Here is a 15807-nt window from a genome sequence, read left to right as displayed (position 1 = left end):
CGCGGCGCGCCGAGCCCCTCTCAGACCCGTACGACTCTTGTTGCAGCTTCAAGTCAAGAGCGGGCAGGCGGCATGTCGAATCCGGACTTATAGAAGAAGACAAGCCAACCCAAACTGGCCACGGAGTTAACCGTCCGATTCCCGTCATCCGGATCGATCTCGCGAACCATGAGGTTGGCCGCGACCAAAGCCGTTACCGCTGCGGTCATCTGCTGCTGGAAGCCGAAACCGAAGCGGTCGAACTCAGCGGAGCCGATCCGACCGCCCGCCTCGCAAACCTCCGTGAAGAACTGCCAGTGCCTCGGCTGAACGCTTGTTGCGTCGCGGAACGCATCGGTGGCTCGCTCGGCAAGCCAGATCTGGAGCAACTCATCTCGCGCCGAGTCGTCGGGGAAAGACTGTCCCTGCGGGTACTCAGACGCAAGCCAGTGCGAGAACTCCTGCGCGTGCGAGAGCGCTTCACGCATGTTGCTGTTCAGCGCTCGGTACAGGAAGTCGAATGCTTTAGGCGTCACCGGTGCAACGGCGTCATCGTCCCCATAGAACTCGATCCGCGTCCTAATTGCGGCGACCGCATCATCATCGGGTAGCTTCCGCACGATCATGGGGGCCTGAAAGATGCCGCTCAGTCGCTCTGATCTAGCGCGCGACACGATTCCCCTAGACCCGCAGAGAACCCACCGCAGCTGGGGGATGTTGAAGACGCGATCTCGGAGTTCATCGAGGGTCTTGCGTGCCGAACCCGTTGTTTCCAGAATTTCCAGGTTGTCCATGATGCAGATGATTCCGCCCGTGCCCGGCGGGAAGGCTTCTTCGAGAGCGGCCCGAACTGCGTCCCCGAACCCGGATTTCTGGAACCCCTCGCTGGTATTCGGCTCAGTCGTCCGCCCGTAGCTAGCACTGACGGTTGCCGCCCCTCCACCGGCCTGCCAACCGCCGTACTCCGGCTCATTCAGCCACTGATCGAGAGGATGCATGTTCGGTCGAGCGAGCCCCACGGCCTCAAAACTGTCTTGCCACTCAACCAGTGTCTGCGCCACGACCTGCATGACCTTGAGTTCGAACGCATCCGCGTCGGCATGTGGCTGAAAGCGCTCTTTCGCGGGAAGGTACAGCTCCTTCTCTCGAAGATCGAGGCAGTGCCGAGCCATACGGTAGGCAGCCACGTTAAGGAGACTCGTCTTGCCCGCTCCGATGGGCCCCTCGACCGAGGGATGAGTTCCTCCACTGCCGAGCCGGATCTGGATGTTCTCGACCTCCGAATCCCGCCCCACGAGAAGACGGTGACCGGTCTCATCCGGCGTCAGCGTCGCTTCGCTATAGGGGTTCTCTCGGAAGCCGAACCGAGACCAGACACCAAAGATCGCCATGGGGGAAGGATAGGGGCCGCCACTCGCTATCCGTCCGAAGCCAAGGCGTGTACCAGTAACTGGCGAGGTTGTACGTCGCGGTAGGGCCGCCCAGGACGGGCGCGACCCAGGGGGCGGACGCGCCTGTGGCCCCGCCAGTGTCGCTGGGCGGGGTCCGGGGCGTGGTGGTCAGAGGTCGGGCGGGTGTGCGTCCGGAAGGTCGGTCTTGTTGCCGGGTCCGGGCTCGGGCCAGGCGCGGCCGAGGGGTTGGCTGCCGGTGTGGTCGCGGAGGTAGGTGTTGCCGAGCGGGCTGGTCCAGACGAACACCCCGGGCTCGGTCATCTCGTACCGCCACCGCCCCCGCGTCTTCAACCGGTGATGCCTGCGGCACAACGGAGCCAAGTTGTCGGTCGCCGTCGGACCACCGTCCTCGGGGTGGTCGTGGTCGTACGGGATCACGTGGTCCAGGTCGCAGAGCCTCGCGTTGCGTCCGCACCACGGGAACACACAGGTGCCGTCGCGGACGATGACGTGCTCCCGCATCTCGGGCGTGGGCCGGTAACCCGTGCACTCGAGCCGCTCGCGGAGGTCGATGACCTTGGTGACAGTGACCTGCACGTCGGGACGCCCGCACCACGCCCGGATCTGGTCCACCGACAGCAACCGCTGGCCACCTTGCTCGATCCGCCCGCACAGCGCTTCGTCCGGCGTATCGGGGTTGTCGAAGTGAGTGATCGCGTCCGCCGAGAGGTGGGCGTAGAGGTGGATCTGCGTCACCGGCTTCACCGGCCGCTGCGGTCGCACCTCACCCCCCGCAGCGTTGTCCTCGTCCTCATCCGGGTCGTCGAAGCCGATGGTCATCTGGTGACGAGCGAGATCACCGAGGGCGGTGGCGCGGCGGCCGTCGGCGGTGTCGGTGGACCCGAGCTTCGCGAGGTGCTCCGCACCCGACGCGACTGCTTCGGCCAGCGCGAGGGCGTCGGGGATCTCCAGGTTGGCCTCGAGGTGCATCGTCCCGTCGAACGACGCCTGCTCGGTGTCGAAGGTGACGTGCCGCTTGTCCGCCGAGTCCTCCAGGGACTTCTGCACGGCGTCGGGCATGAACCGCACCCGCGCCTCGTCCACGACCCGGCGCAGCTGCGACGGCGTCAGCCGGGAGGCGCACCAGAACACCTGCTCATCCACGTGCGTCGCCGCCTCCAATGTCAGGGCGAGGGTGGTCTGGGCGATGATCCGCGCCCGCCACCCCGCCACCAGACCCGACAGCACCGCGCCCCACAGGCGCGGGAGGCGGTAGGCGACCTCGACACAGTCGGTCAGGAACCGCCCCGCAGAGTCGTTGGTGCGGCCGAGCATGGTCGCGAACTCCGGCACACAGAACTCGTCGATCGACGGCGACCCCTCGCCGGCGAACGTCTTCGGAGACGTGAAGCACGCCTCGGCGAACTCCGGGTCCGCGATGTGGAGGTCGGCCCAGTGCACCGCGAGCCGCATCATCTCGACGTCGGCCTTGTCGGCTGCCTTCTTCTGGTCGCGCACCGCACGCAACAGCTCGGCCGGGGAGTCCGGCAGAGCGGGTGCGGTGGTCGATGACATGACCTAAGCCAATCAGGGACCACCGACATTCAGACGCCGCCGAACCCTTCCTGACCAGATGGTGGACACGACTTTCGACGACTTTTCGGACCGGCGGGCGGCGTGGTTTCGAGGCTCGCTGCGCTCGCACCTCAACCACCGACAGCACGGTCCCGGGGCGGTGGGTGGCGTGGTTTCGAGGCTCGCTCCGCTCGCACCTCAACCACCGAGAGCAAGGTCCCGGCGGGTCAGGGACGCCGCAGGAGGTGGACGCGCGAGGTGAGCTTGCCGAGCATCCCGTAGACCTGCCAGAGGCACTCCCCCAGCATCACGTCGTACGCCGCGTCGCCGAACGCCGCGCGGTAGCGCTCAGGGTCACGCTGGAGCCGCGCCACTTGCAGGAGCGCCCGCGAGGCACGCCCCGACGTCTCCTCCTCGTGCTCCCCCCACTCCGACCCGAGGTCCACCGAGGCGTCGACCACGAGGCCGCAGTGCGCGATCGCGCCCTCGGTCGTGTCCAGGTCGACCGAGGCCGGCACGACGCCGAGCACGGGGAAGAGCCAGTCGGCCTCCTCGGGCGCGAGCAGGTCGGTGGCGAGGACCTGGTGGACCAACGCCCGACCACCAGGACGCAGCACGCGGGCGAACTCGCGGAACGCCGAGGCCAGCGACGGCGCGTGCGCGAGGGTGTCGCGGCACCAGACGAGGTCGACGGAGGCGTCGCGGAGCGGGATCCGGTCGGCCGTCCCCCGCTCGAAGGACACGCGCGAGGCGACCACCTCGGGCTCGCTGCGTCGGGCCTCCCGGGCCAGGTCGAGGTGGCGCTGCACCGGGTCGATGCCGAGCACCCGCAGCCCGAAGTGGGCGGCCAGCCGGAAGGCGTGGGCACCCTCACCGCACCCCACGTCCACCGCCATGCTGTCCGGCGGCAGGTCGAACGAGCGCACGGTCGCCAGCATCATCGAGGGGTCGCGCGGGGCGAGGCTCTCGTCGAGCATCGCGACGAACGCGTCCTCGAGGCGCGGGTGGGCGTCATGCAGGAACGAGGCCATCAGCCGGACCCCTCGTCGTCCACCGACGCGTCGGAGGGCGAGGAGAAGGAGGTGGAGGCGACCCGGATCTGCTCCGCCAACACCCCCGCCAGCCCCGCGATCGCCGCATCGGCCACGACGGAGGGCGACACCGTTGCGGGGTCCACCCCCGGCACGTCGACCGGCGTGAGGTCGTCCCAGGAGCCGACCAGCGAGACGCCGAGCCCGTCGAGCGCGGACACCATGTGTGCGGCGTGGTCGGCCACCCACGGCGCCACCGGCAGCCCGATCGCCGGCTCCTCGCCCTTGCGGGCAGCCAGCACCTGCTTGGCGAGCACGCCCTTGCGCAGCTCGGTCCCCTCCGGGAAGACCAGGCCCTCGTCGTTGAGCAGCTCGTTGACCCGCCGGATCACCAGCGTCGACGCAGCCCCCACGGACTCGTTGCCCATCCGGGCCGGCGCGAAGCCGTCGGGCGACGTCCCCAGCACCGAGCAGAAGCGCTCCCACAGCAGCTCGCGCGGCGCACCGGGCGGCGGCACCGTGACCACCACGACGCGGGAGGAACCGACCTCCTCGCCCCAGGTGCGGGCGAAGCGGACGATGTTCTGCTGGCGCCAGAAGGTCCGCCCCGACTCCGGCGGCTCGGCGGTCTCGTCGCGGTGGCCCGGCCGCCAGGCCTCGATGCCGGCGAGGTAGTCGGCGAAGGTCCAGGTGCGACCGTTCTGCACGGTCTCCTGCCACATGGCAGGGATCGAGCGATTGAGGTCGCGGGCGGTGACCACGACGGTGACCTCGTGGTCGGGGAAGGACGCGAGCACGCGGCGTACGACGACCGGACGCACCGGACCGAGGTACTCCATCGAGATCACCGACGTGCCCTCGTGGGCCTGCACCTTGCCGGCCATCTTGGCCCACTGGGCCTCGCCGCCGCGGAGGACGTCGCTCGCGGCCATCACCTGGGAGAGCCAGTTCATGCCGGGGACCAGGATCCCGCGGTCGAGCAGCATCCGCTTGTTGGCGAACAGCCGCGACTGGACGTAGCTGGTGCCGGACTTCATCGCCCCCACGTGGAGCACGAGCCGGCGGGACATGGGCGTCACCCTAGTCGGCGTCCTCCGTGTCATCGTCCTGCCGCGCGAAGGGGAACGGCCCGTGTCCCGTCGCCAGCACCTCGCGGGCGGACGCCAGCACCGACTCCGGCAACGGCGCGCCGGTGACGAACCGGCCCAGGCGTCGTACGACGGCGTCGCGCGCGTCCGGGTCGGGACCGGTCAGCTCCTCGTAGCGCACGTCGTGGACGCGGTCGGGTCGGGTGACGCGCAGGTGCTCCTGGATCTCGACGACTCGCTCGATGAGCGAGCGCGCCTCGTCGGTGTCGGCGTCGCGCCAGAAGCCGGACCCCAGGACCCGCTCCACGTCGCGGGTGTTGAGGACGTAGCGCACGCCCGGGAACGCCTTGTCCATCGTGTCGAAGAAGGCCGCGGTCTCGTCCGGGGCGATCCGGTGCCAGACGACCTCCTTGAAGCCGAGCACGTCGTAGTCGTCACCGTCCAGGTTGCCGATCACGCCGGTCGTCACGACGTCGTTCATGGCCTGCATGAAGGCACTGCGGCGGATCGCCTTCAGCCCGTAGAACGCCGAGACGACGTTGCGTGACCCCTGCTCGCCGTGTAGCTCACGGAAGGCCCGGAGGCGGGCCAGCGCGCGGTAGAGGTCGAGCAGGTAGAGGTCGTTCTCCCCGCGCACCAGCACCCGCGGGAACGCGTTGAGCAGGCCCTGCACCAGCGTGGAGCCGGAGCGTCCGTAGGTCACGACGAAGACGTAGCGGAAGCGCTCGCGCGAGCGCCGCTCGGCGGCGGCCGCGAGACCGGCGCGGAAGCCCTCCTCCCGCGCCCGGTCCAGGCGCGCGTCGAGACGGCGACGGACCGGCGGCGGGAGGTACACGGATCAGGCCTTGAGCTTGTAGTCCTTGAGGACCGACCGGCCGATGATCATCTTCTGGATGTCGGAGGTCCCCTCCCCGATCAGCATGAACGCCGCCTCGCGGTAGAGCCGCTCGATCTCGTACTCCTTGGAGTACCCGTAGCCGCCGTGGATCCGGAACGACGCCTCGACGACCTCGTTGCAGTACTCCGAGGCGAGCATCTTGGCCATCCCGGCCTCGACGTCGTTGCGCTCGCCCTTGTCCTTGGTCCGCGCCGCGCGGACCATCATCGTGTGCGCGGTCTCGACCTTGGTCGCCATCTCCGCGAGCCGGAACAAGATCGCCTGGTGCTCGCTGATCGGCTTGCCGAAGGTCTCGCGCTGCTGGGAGTAGGCCACCCCGAGCTCGAAGGCCCGGTTCGCGATCCCGCACGCCCGCGCCGCGACGTTGACGCGGCCGACCTCGACGCCGTCCATCATCTGGTAGAAGCCCTTGCCCGGCTCCCCACCCAGGATCTGCCCGGCCGAGATCTGGTGGTTCTCGAAGACCGCCTCGGTGGTGTCGACGCCCTTGTAGCCCATCTTGTCGATCTTGCCCGGGATCGTCAGGCCCGGCGCGGTCTCCCCGAAGCCCGGCTCCTTCTCCACCAGGAAGGTCGTCATGTTCTTGTAGACCGAGTCCGAGCCCTCGTCGGTCTTGACCAGCACCGCGATCAGCGTCGAGGACCCACCGTTGGTCAGCCACATCTTCTGACCGTTGATGACGTAGTCGTCACCGTTCTTCACGGCCTTGGTCTTGATCGCCGCCACGTCCGAGCCCAGCCCCGGCTCCGACATCGAGAACGAGCCCCGCACCTCACCGGTCGCCATCCGCGGCAGGTACTTCTTCTTCTGCTCCTCGGTCCCGTGCTGCATCAGCATGTAGGCCACGATGAAGTGGGTGTTGATGACCCCCGACACGCTCATCCAACCGCGCGCGATCTCCTCCACGCACAACGCGTAGGTCAGCAGCGACTCGCCCAGGCCGTCGTACTCCTCGGGGATCATCAGCCCGAAGATGCCCAGCTCCTTGAGCCCCTCCACGATCTCGGTCGGGTACTCGTCCTTGTGCTCCAGCTCGGTCGCCACCGGGAGGATCTTCTCGTCCACGAACTGGCGCACGGCCTTGAGGATCTCGGTCTGGTCCTCGGTGAGTCCGTCGGTCTGGCACAGGCGACCCATGGCGGGAGTCCTTCCGTTGGGAGCGTGACGGCTGGTTACCAGCCGGTAGTGCGGACAGCCTAGGGGCGAAGGCCTCCGCGTTGGCACATGACAGTAGTCACACCCGCTCAGGTGCCCCGGAGGGCCTGGCGAAGGCGGGTCAGGCGCGACGGGGGCCCGCCCTGCTGCCTCGTGCGGTCGCCCCGACGCTTCAGGTCGCCCATGAGCACGGCGACCAGGTCGACGGCGACCTCGGCCACCTCGGCGTCCGTCACCGAGTCGGGGTGTCGGCGGGGCGGCAGGTCCTCGGGCACGCGCAGCAGGTCGAGGTCGCCCACCACGTCGTACGACGCCGCGCGCAGCCGCTCGACGGCACGCTCGCCGCGGGCCCGGGCGTCCGCGACCTGGTCGTCGGCCGGCCAGAACGGCTCACCCTGCCGCGGCACCAACCGCTCGTCGGCGAGGAAGGTGCGCAGCCACACCCCGCGGGCGCGGGCGGTGTCGAAGCCGGTGAGGCGCTCGTTGACGCGGCGCAACGTCTCGGCCTCGACCACCCCCATCGAGGCGTTGGCGAAGCCGCTGGAGGCGTCGCAGGTCACCGGGTCGATGCCGAGCACGCCGGCGAACCGCTCCCACAGCACCTCGCGGGCCGAGCCGGGCGGGGGCGGCGTGAGGACGTGCAGCCGCTCGGGCGGCACGGCGGGCGCCCAGCGGTCCAGGACGAGCCCGAGGTCCAGCGAGCGCCAGTCCCAGACGGCGCGAGGGTCGTCGGACTCCCCCCGGCCGTAGTCGGCGAGCCGGATGGTCGACTTGTTCTTCAGCGACTCCTGCCAGCTGGACGTGAAGAGCCCCAGCGGCTCGCGCGCGGTGATCACGACGTGCACCTCGGCGGGAGCGAGCTGCTCGACCATCCGGGCCGCCTGCTCCGAGGAGGCCGCGCAGAAGAACTCGTGGCTGACCAGCGCGTCCCCCGACCACGCGGCCACGTCGGCCTGCACCCGGTCCCAGGCCCCCGCGGCACCGGGACCACGCCGGGCGATGCCCGGGTCGTCGCGCACGATCAGCGAGCTCAGGAGGTGGTCGCTCTTGCGCGCCCCCGGCAGCAGCAGGCCGGCCTCGCGCAGGCGGTCGCGTCCCGGCCAGGCGATGGCCTGGAGGTAGGACGTGCCGGTCTTGGGCAGCCCGATGTGGACGAAGACGCGACGGCTCACCGCGAGGTCCTCACGACCCCAGCTCGTCGACGTACCTGCTCACGGTGGCCTGCACCGCGGCCTCGTCCCGCTGCGACTCCCCCGATTCGTCACTCCGCGACAGTGGCACCAGCAGCTCGGTCACCACGTCGAGCAGCTCGGCGAAGCGCTGGTGCAGCGCCTGCCCCTCGGCGACGCGCTCCTCCAGCGACGTCACCGTGGCCTCGAGCGCCTCGACCCTCTCCTCCAGGTCCTTGCGGCTGAGCTTCATCGGGCCTCCACCTCCAGGCGGGTCGTCCGCCATTGCTTGTCGCGGGACGGCTCCTCGCCGTACCCGTAGTCGATCGGCTCACCGACCAGGTCCTCCCGGCCGGTGACGACCCAACCGCGCGTCACGACGTCCGCGACGAGCGCGTCCACGTCGACCGGCCGGGTCAACGGCGGGCGACCCTCGTCGTCCTCGATCGCCTCGGTGAGGACCTCGAGGTGCACGCGCTCCCCCGGTCGCAGCACCATGCCGGCGAGGCGCCAGAAGTGGTCGACCCCCACCGGCGAGGTGCTGTCGACGAGGTGCCGGGCCAGGATCGTGCGTGGTCCGGGGCGGTGGGCCAGCAGCGCGCCCCACGCGAGCACCTGGCGCAGCTCGAGGAGGTTCATCGTCCGCAGCTCGACCGGCCAGCCCTGCTGGGCGGCCTTGTCGGCGATGAAGGTCATCGCGGTCTCGGAGTAGTCGAGCCCCACGGTCGGCCGGGCCTGCTTGGCCAGCCAGCGCACGTCGCGGCCGCGGCCGCAGCCCACGTCCACGACCCAGGTGTCGGGGTCCTCGCGCTCGTGCAGGTGCTCGGCCAGGTGGTGGGGAGGCTGGTACGGCGGCAGCAGGCGCGCGAGGCCGTAGCGGTGGTCCCACTGCGGGCGGTTGACCCGGGTGCCCCGGAACCAGGCGTCGAAGCGGCGCTGCGCGGACTCGTCCTTCTCGTACCTGAAGGCCGGGTCGGGCACCTTCCAGCCAGGCCCGTACATCGCCTCGAGGAGCGGCTCCGGGCGCGCCGGAGCGGGGAACGTGCGGCCCTCGAGCGTGGTGGTGCCGAGCGGGAAGATCCACTCCCGCTCGAAGGGCGCCCACACCTCGCCCATCAGGGCCAGGTGGTCACCCACGAAGAACCCGCCGAAGACGTCGAGCCCGCGCACCGACCCGTCCGCGTCGGGGACGTCGATCTTGAACGCGGCCCCGCTGTGCCGCGACGTCGGGTAGCCCTGGCGCTGCACCGCGCGCTGCACCCGGTGCGACTCACGGATGACGTCCAGCGGGTGGGTGTGGCGGCTGACGTAGCCGACGTCCGCGTCGCTGTCGTGGCCGATGAAGGCGCCGTCGCGCACGGCGCCGAGGAGGGTGCCGTACGCCGGGAATGCCTCGAGGCCCTCCGCCTGCAACATCCCCAGCACGATCTCCAAGGCGTCGAGCAGGGGCTCGAGCTGGCCCGCCTCCTTGGTCTCGAAGGTCTTGACCAGGCGGCCGTAGTAGTCGATGCCCAGCGGCGCGCCCTGCCGGTCGACCACGGCCACCCGCTCGGTCGACGTGCCGAACCGGACCTCGTCGTCGTAGACCACCTCGCCGGTGCCGAGGGTGATGGTCACGCGGGTGACCCCGTCGAGGTGCAGCCCGAGCCGCTCGTGCCAGCGCACCAGCCACCCGGTCCCGTCGGGGACGGCGTCCCGCCGGCTCCAGAACGACCAGATGCGGCGGCCGTCGAAGGCCAGGTTGCACAGCACGTCGTCGCCGACGAGCCGGACACCCTCGGCATCGACCCGTACGTCGTGGACGGGCGCCACGCTCACACCCGGCCGAGGAAGCGGTCGGGGATGCGGACGAAGGGGCGGTTGCGCATCGCCTGCACCTGCCCGCCGCCCACGGCGCGCCAGACGTCGGGCCCGCTCTGCTCGACGATGCCCGGCAGCTTCTTCAGCGGCGGGCCGAAGGGCTTGACCTCGTCGTGGTCGATGTCGGCGGTGATCTCGTCGAGCAGGTCGACCATGTCGCCGCCGCTGCGCTCCCAGCTGGTGCGGGCGGCGCGGCCCTCGCTGGTGAACATCTCGTGGCGCCGGTCGGCCACGGCCTGCAGGTGGTCGCGGTCGGCGAACTTCATGTGGAACATGAACAGCTCGGGGTCGACCTCGAACGGGCACTTGATGCCGTGCGAGGCGAGCGCCCACGGTGCGGGGTCCCACTTGAGCGACGGCTTGCACATCAGCGGCAGGAACTTCGCCAGCCGGCGCTGGCCCAGGATCGGCTCGCCGTCGACCAGCGCGGCCTCGCGACCGACGTCGTGGACGACGTTGAGGCCCATCACGCCGACCGCGGGGCGACCCTCGCGCGCGGCGACGAAGTGGCGCAGCGACTCGTGCACCTTGGGGTCGGCGACGATGAACTCGTCCACGTCGCAGAAGATCGCGGCGTCGTACGCCTCCAGCAGGCCGGCCGACAGGCCGCCGAGCATGCCCATCCGGGCGGGCTCGAAGGACTTCTTGCTGGTCAGCGGCGGGATGCGCAGCACCGGGCAGGGCAGGTCGTCGGTGGAGCCGTCCGAGCTGTTGTCGTCGACGACGACGAGGTGCTCGGCCCCCACCTCGCGCGAGTAGTGGTCGACCCAGCGGCGCAGCATGGTGCCCTCGTCGCGGGCCATGGTGATGACTGCGACGTGCGGTAGCGAGCTCATCGGTTGCCCTTCCTGAGCCGGGCGATCCGGCGGCGGTGCCGGCCCTCGCGCTCGACGCCGATCTGCACCATCCGCGACAGTCCCTCCATCGCCGCCTCCAGCTGCTGCTGGGTGGAGACCTGCGAGGGGTGGACGCCGGGGACCGGCTTCGGCAGCAGCTCGTCGAGGTCGCCGACCACCCGGTGGCCCTGCTTGCGCAACGCGGCGACCTCCGCGGCGCCGCGCTTCATCACCCAGCGCTCGTCGAGGCCGAGGCGGGGCTCCTGGCCCTGGCGGGCCACCAGCCCGCGCTTGGTGAGCAGGTGCTTGACCAGCAGGTCGTAGTACTTGTCGTCGGTGAAGCCGTCGGCCTCGAGCAGCGCGTTGAGGTGCTGCAGGGTCATCGCGGTGGCCAGCCCGATCGAGGGGTTGGCGCGCACGTCGAGGGCGAAGGCCTGGGGGTCGAGGTGCAGCACCTGCGCGAAGCGCTCCCAGAGCAGGCTCGACGGGGCGCCCTTCTGCGGCACCGTCATCAGCGTGAAGTGGTCCTCACCGACCGCGTCGGCCCAGCGCCGGGCGATCTCGGCCAGGCCCTGGTGGTTCCAGAAGTTGCGCGCCACCGGCTGCGAGCGGTCCTCGGAGCGGACGGCGGCGAGGTAGGCGTCCCAGTCGACCGCCGAGCCGTTCTGCACCGACTCCAGCCACATGGCGGCGATGTTGCGCGCCAGGTCGCGACCGGTGAGCACGACCTGGAGGTCACCCTGCAGGGCGTCGCGGACGAGCTCGATCTTGGCGGTGACGCGTGGGGCGAGGAACTCCATCGAGACCACCGAGGTGCCGGGGGTCGCGTTGATCTCCTCGACCAGCCGCAGCCACGGCCCGGCCGGGTCGAGCGGCTCCTGACGCGGACCGCCGTGGGCGATGAGGTCCTGGACCGCGGTCACCTGGTCCCGCCAGCGCTCCCCCGCGAACGAGATCCCGTGCTGGGCCAGGGCCTCGCGGTTGTTGCCGAGGACGTTCTGGATGAAGCTGGTGCCCGACTTCATCGAGCCGATGTGGAGGACGACGCGATCAGCCACGTCCACTCCCCTTCCAGGTGCCGGTGCAGCCGGCCCCGGTTGGCCGGTAGTGCTGTGGTGCCGGGGCCGACCCTACCGAGTCGGCTCCGGCACCCTCCGTCCGGTCAGGGGAGGCGTACGTCGACCAGCGCCATGTTGTGGTCGGTGACCAGGCTCAGCAGCGGCGGACGGGTGTACTCGAAGTTGGAGTACGTCGCCTCGGGCGAGCCGAAGATCCAGTCCACCCGCATGCGGCTGCGCGGGTTGGTGCACTTGCCGGTGGCGTCGTCGTACGCACCACCGAACGGGCTGACCAGGTCGGTCTTGCCGAGCACCTTGCAGAGGATCTCGCGCTTCTCGTTCATGTCACCGACGTAGAAGACCGGCGTGCCGGTCGCGCGCAGCTCGTTGATCTTGGCGATCTGCACGTTGGTCGCCTTGTTGCGCTTGAACTGGTAGTCCCACGGCGCGTTGTGCACGTTGATGACGTAGATCTCCTTGCCCGTCACCTTGTGGCGCAGCTTGACGATCGGGCGCGGCAGCTCCTTGCTGATGAACTGGTTCATCATCGTGGTCGCCTCCACGAGCTCCCAGACGCTGGTGCGCCAGGCGAGGGCGGCCTCGGCCGCGTCGTCGCCGGCCTCGGGCCGGGGGTAGACGTCCCACGTGCCGCGAGCGGCCTTGAGCAGGTGCCAGACCTGGTCGGCGTTGGTCTCCTGCAGGCCCATGATGTCGATCGCCGAGTTGTCGAGCTGGTCGGCCATCCAGCTCATCCGGGTGGTCGCCGGGCCGAACGCGTCGTCGTGGGCGTAGGGGCGGGTGTGACCGTTGCCGAGCGCGTTGACGGTGGCGATCCGGAAGTCGGTGACCCCGGCCGGGTCCGCCGGCGGCAGCGGCTCGACCTCGGTGGGCGCCGGGCTGCTGGTCAGCGTGCCGTTGCCGAGCTGGGCGCGGTCGTTCTGGCCCCAGCAGGACGTCGACCCGGAGGTCGTGACGCCACAGACGTGGCGCCAGCCGCCCTCGATCTCGCGCATGTCGGCCGGGCCCGCCTCGGGCGAGGTGGAGAACGGCTTGCTGCCGTCACCGATCACGCCGTAGGCGTTGTTGCCCCAGCACTGCACCCGGGCGTTGGTGTCGATCGCGCAGGAGGCGCCCTCGGTGGTGGTGATGTCGACGGCCTTGAGGTTGCCCACGACCTGGCGCGGGGTGGGCGTGGTGGTCACGGAGCCGTCACCGACCTGCCCGAAGGTGTTGCGGCCCCAGCAGAAGACCCCGCCGCTGGTGTTGCGGGCGCAGGTATGGGTCCAGGAGGTGGAGACCTCGGCCCAGCTGCTGCCGGTGCCCACGCGGGCGGGCTTGGCCTTGCCGGCGTAGCTGCCGTGGCCGAGCTGGCCGAAGAGGTTGCCGCCCCAGCAGAACAGTGCGCCGTTCTTCTTGGTCGCGCAGACGAATCGGCTGCCGACCGAGACCGACGTCCAGTTCTTGCCCTTCTTGACCAGGGTCGGCTTGGTGCGGACCTTGGCCTTGCCGCCGTCGCCGATCTGCCCGGCGGCGTTGTCGCCCCAGCAGTAGAGCTTCGTCTGCCGGGTGATGCCGCAGGTGTTGAACCAGCTGGCGTTGACCGAGGTCCACTTCTTGTTCTTGGCGACCACGACGGGCCGCAGGCGCTGCTTGGTGGTGCCGTCGCCGAGCTGGCCGCGGTGGTTGACGCCCCAGCAGAAGAGCCGCTCGTTCTTCTTGATGCCGCAGGTGGTGCCACCGCCGGCGGAGACGCGTCGCCACGGGTTGCCCTTGGTCACCCGCTGCGGAGTCGGGGTCTGGGTGCCCTTCCTCCCGTCGCCGAGCTGGCCGTAGGAGTTGCGTCCCCAGCACAGCAGCGAGCCGTCGCCGGGCAGTCGGCAGGAGTGCTCTCCCCCGCCGGACACGGCCTCCATGCCTGCCTTGCGCCGCGCGGCGGCGGGCAGGGCACCGGCCGAGGCGGCCTTCACCCCGACCCCGGTCGCGGTGGTGCCGGCGCCCGCGGGGGCGGCCAGTGCGACCGGGGACAACAGGCTCAGGACCAGGGCGATGAGGGCGGCGTACGCCTTCATGGCAACCTCCGGGGTAGGCAGTGCAGCAGAGCGGACATCACGAGCAACATCAGTCACGGTAAGTCACAACCACCACAGTGGGCCAGACCTCGACCGCCGTACGGGACCCCACGCCGCGTCGCGGTGCCCCCAGGAGAGACGCAACCGGCGGCCCCGGGGTTGTCCCGGGGCCGCCGGTCGGCGTCGACGTCGTGGTCGTTCTCGTGGTCGTCGAGGTCAGTCGAGCGCGGGCTGCATGGCGCCCATGCCCATCTCCTCGCGGACCTGCGCGAACGGGTCGTAGCCGGCCGACTGGCGCAGGATGATCTCCTTGATGAGGTCCTGGCCCTGCGGCGGCGGGTTCTTGAACAGCTGGTTGATGAACTTCGAGTAGGACTTCTCCAGCGTCTTGCTGTTGATGATGAAGCCCTGCTCGTCGGAGAGCGTCGCCATGCCGGAGAAGTTGGCGCTGCCCTGGTAGACGACGTGCGCGGACTTGTTGCGGCCGTAGACGCCCGAGATGGTCAGCGCCTTCATGTGGATGTAGCGGTCCACGAAGCCATCACCGTTGGTGTCCTCGAGGATCGTCCGGCGCGGGATGTTGTCGAGGAGCTTGCGCGAGTTGTTGTTGAGCACGCCGTAGACGAGCTTGATCTTGCAGCCGTCCTTCTTCAGGCCCCGGAGCTTGCCGGCGATGGCCGACCCGGGACGGCCGTTGAAGACCGCCTGGGAGACGCGGATGACCGTCTTGCCGTTCTTGCCGGCGTCCCCGCGGGCGCCCGTGCACTTGACCTTCTTGAGCAGCCGGATGACGTTGTGGTTGCGCAGCTTGCCCATCTGCGGGAAGAACCAGCCGTCGTAGTTCTTGTCGTCGAACGTCTTGAACGCCGGCTTGACCTGCCGGTCGCGCGACATCTGCTTGAAGACGGCCTCGTAGGCGGCGTAGGTGCCCTCGCGGCCCTGGACCGTGAGCAGGTCGTTCCACTGGTTGTACGCCGCGGCGTCGGTGAGGTTGGCCGACGTGGACATCACGACCATGTTGCGACCGCCGGTGCGGCTGAACATGAACCACTTGCCGTGCTGGATGCCCTCCTTGCCGCGGCAGGAGTTCTTGCACGTGCGCGCCCAGCTCTTGAGGTAGCCGGGACGCTTCTTGTTGCCCTTCTGCAGTGCCCGCTGGACCTGCCAGAAGTAGCCGTTGGAGCGGCTCTGGTCCTCGGCGAGCCCGTTGGCCATGACCAGGCGGACGCTCACCCCGCGCTTGTGGGCGGCGATGATGTCGTTGACGAAGAGCTGGTTGCTGAAGTTCCAGGTGACGAGCTTCATCGACTGGCCCTTGGGCGTGTTGGCGATGGCTTGACGGATGTAGCGGTTGATCTTGTGCGACTGCTCGGGGTCACGCGGCTCGTTGAAGCGCACGCCGGGGCGCGGGTGCCACTTGCTCGTGGCGTCCTGCGTCGGGTCCTCGGTGGGGGTCTCGGTCGGCGCCGGGGTCGGCGTGGGGGTGGCCGTCGGCGCCGGGGTCGGCGTGGGCGTCGTGGTGGGCGCGGCGGCGGCCAGGGGCTCCCCGGCGCTGGCCTGGGTCGTCAGGAACGTGAGCGGCGCGAGCAGCGCCAGCGCGGCGACCGCGGCCGTGATCGGGCGGTTGGACTTCATCGTGGTGGTTCCCCTGAGTGTCGTGGCCCTGCATGTCGGGTCCGGGCTGTGTCGTGGTCGGCG

General features: G+C 69.9%; 13 protein-coding genes. All 13 read right to left on the bottom strand.

Features of this window, described 5'->3' with window-relative positions; translation table 11 throughout:
• Positions 1-53: 53 nt before the first annotated feature.
• Positions 54-1370, bottom strand: coding sequence for an ATP-binding protein (locus DAE25_RS04995; RefSeq protein ID WP_107765135.1), 1317 nt, complete (start codon positions 1368-1370; stop codon positions 54-56).
• A gap of 168 nt (positions 1371-1538) precedes the next feature.
• Positions 1539-2945: an HNH endonuclease signature motif containing protein gene (locus DAE25_RS04990; RefSeq protein ID WP_107765134.1), complete on the bottom strand. Its 1407-nt coding sequence runs from the start codon at positions 2943-2945 to the stop codon at positions 1539-1541.
• Positions 2946-3172: 227 nt separating this feature from the next.
• Positions 3173-3976 (bottom strand): class I SAM-dependent methyltransferase, encoded by an 804-nt coding sequence (locus DAE25_RS04985; RefSeq protein ID WP_107765133.1) that lies wholly within the window; start codon positions 3974-3976, stop codon positions 3173-3175.
• Positions 3976-5046, bottom strand: coding sequence for a hypothetical protein (locus tag DAE25_RS04980; RefSeq protein WP_107765132.1), 1071 nt, complete (start codon positions 5044-5046; stop codon positions 3976-3978). The genes DAE25_RS04985 and DAE25_RS04980 overlap by 1 nt, the downstream gene beginning before the upstream one ends.
• A gap of 10 nt (positions 5047-5056) precedes the next feature.
• Positions 5057-5899 (bottom strand): sulfotransferase, encoded by an 843-nt coding sequence (locus DAE25_RS04975; RefSeq protein WP_107765131.1) that lies wholly within the window; start codon positions 5897-5899, stop codon positions 5057-5059.
• 3 nt (positions 5900-5902) lie between these two features.
• Positions 5903-7099, bottom strand: coding sequence for an acyl-CoA dehydrogenase family protein (locus DAE25_RS04970; protein WP_107765130.1), 1197 nt, complete (start codon positions 7097-7099; stop codon positions 5903-5905).
• A gap of 107 nt (positions 7100-7206) precedes the next feature.
• Entirely contained in the window at positions 7207-8289 is a 1083-nt protein-coding gene (locus DAE25_RS04965) for a hypothetical protein (protein WP_107765129.1), read from the bottom strand.
• Between the two features lie 10 nt (positions 8290-8299).
• Complete coding sequence (locus DAE25_RS04960; RefSeq protein ID WP_159083580.1) at positions 8300-8539, bottom strand: DUF6752 domain-containing protein; 240 nt, start codon at positions 8537-8539, stop codon at positions 8300-8302.
• Positions 8536-10098: a class I SAM-dependent methyltransferase gene (locus tag DAE25_RS04955; RefSeq protein WP_107765127.1), complete on the bottom strand. Its 1563-nt coding sequence runs from the start codon at positions 10096-10098 to the stop codon at positions 8536-8538. The genes DAE25_RS04960 and DAE25_RS04955 overlap by 4 nt, the downstream gene beginning before the upstream one ends.
• Positions 10099-10100: 2 nt before the next feature.
• Positions 10101-10982 (bottom strand): glycosyltransferase family 2 protein, encoded by an 882-nt coding sequence (locus DAE25_RS04950; protein WP_107765126.1) that lies wholly within the window; start codon positions 10980-10982, stop codon positions 10101-10103.
• Positions 10979-12040, bottom strand: a complete 1062-nt coding sequence (locus DAE25_RS04945) for a hypothetical protein (protein WP_159083579.1) — start codon at positions 12038-12040, stop codon at positions 10979-10981. Before DAE25_RS04945 ends, DAE25_RS04950 begins: the two co-directional genes overlap by 4 nt.
• A gap of 104 nt (positions 12041-12144) precedes the next feature.
• A complete protein-coding gene (locus tag DAE25_RS04940) occupies positions 12145-14109 on the bottom strand; it encodes an endonuclease/exonuclease/phosphatase family protein (protein WP_107765124.1) in 1965 nt (654 codons plus the stop codon).
• Positions 14110-14325: 216 nt separating this feature from the next.
• A complete protein-coding gene (locus DAE25_RS04935) occupies positions 14326-15744 on the bottom strand; it encodes a phospholipase D-like domain-containing protein (protein WP_159083578.1) in 1419 nt (472 codons plus the stop codon).
• Positions 15745-15807: the final 63 nt, after the last annotated feature.

The sequence above is a fragment of the Nocardioides terrigena genome (genome assembly GCF_003047265.1).
Taxonomy (GTDB): domain Bacteria; phylum Actinomycetota; class Actinomycetes; order Propionibacteriales; family Nocardioidaceae; genus Nocardioides; species Nocardioides terrigena.
The sequence above is the reverse complement of the archived record's forward strand: the minus strand, read 5'-3'. Positions and strand labels throughout refer to the sequence as shown.

Bases quoted from the DNA above. Each gene is read 5' to 3' on its own strand.
- DAE25_RS04995 (WP_107765135.1), bottom strand. From the start codon at position 1,370: ATGGCGATCTTTGGTGTCTGGTCTCGGTTCGGCTTCCGAGAGAACCCC.
- DAE25_RS04990 (WP_107765134.1), bottom strand. From the start codon at position 2,945: ATGTCATCGACCACCGCACCCGCTCTGCCGGACTCCCCGGCCGAGCTG.
- DAE25_RS04985 (WP_107765133.1), bottom strand. From the start codon at position 3,976: ATGGCCTCGTTCCTGCATGACGCCCACCCGCGCCTCGAGGACGCGTTC.
- DAE25_RS04980 (WP_107765132.1), bottom strand. From the start codon at position 5,046: ATGTCCCGCCGGCTCGTGCTCCACGTGGGGGCGATGAAGTCCGGCACC.
- DAE25_RS04970 (WP_107765130.1), bottom strand. From the start codon at position 7,099: ATGGGTCGCCTGTGCCAGACCGACGGACTCACCGAGGACCAGACCGAG.
- DAE25_RS04960 (WP_159083580.1), bottom strand. From the start codon at position 8,539: ATGAAGCTCAGCCGCAAGGACCTGGAGGAGAGGGTCGAGGCGCTCGAG.
- DAE25_RS04950 (WP_107765126.1), bottom strand. From the start codon at position 10,982: ATGAGCTCGCTACCGCACGTCGCAGTCATCACCATGGCCCGCGACGAG.
- DAE25_RS04940 (WP_107765124.1), bottom strand. From the start codon at position 14,109: ATGAAGGCGTACGCCGCCCTCATCGCCCTGGTCCTGAGCCTGTTGTCC.
- DAE25_RS04935 (WP_159083578.1), bottom strand. From the start codon at position 15,744: ATGAAGTCCAACCGCCCGATCACGGCCGCGGTCGCCGCGCTGGCGCTG.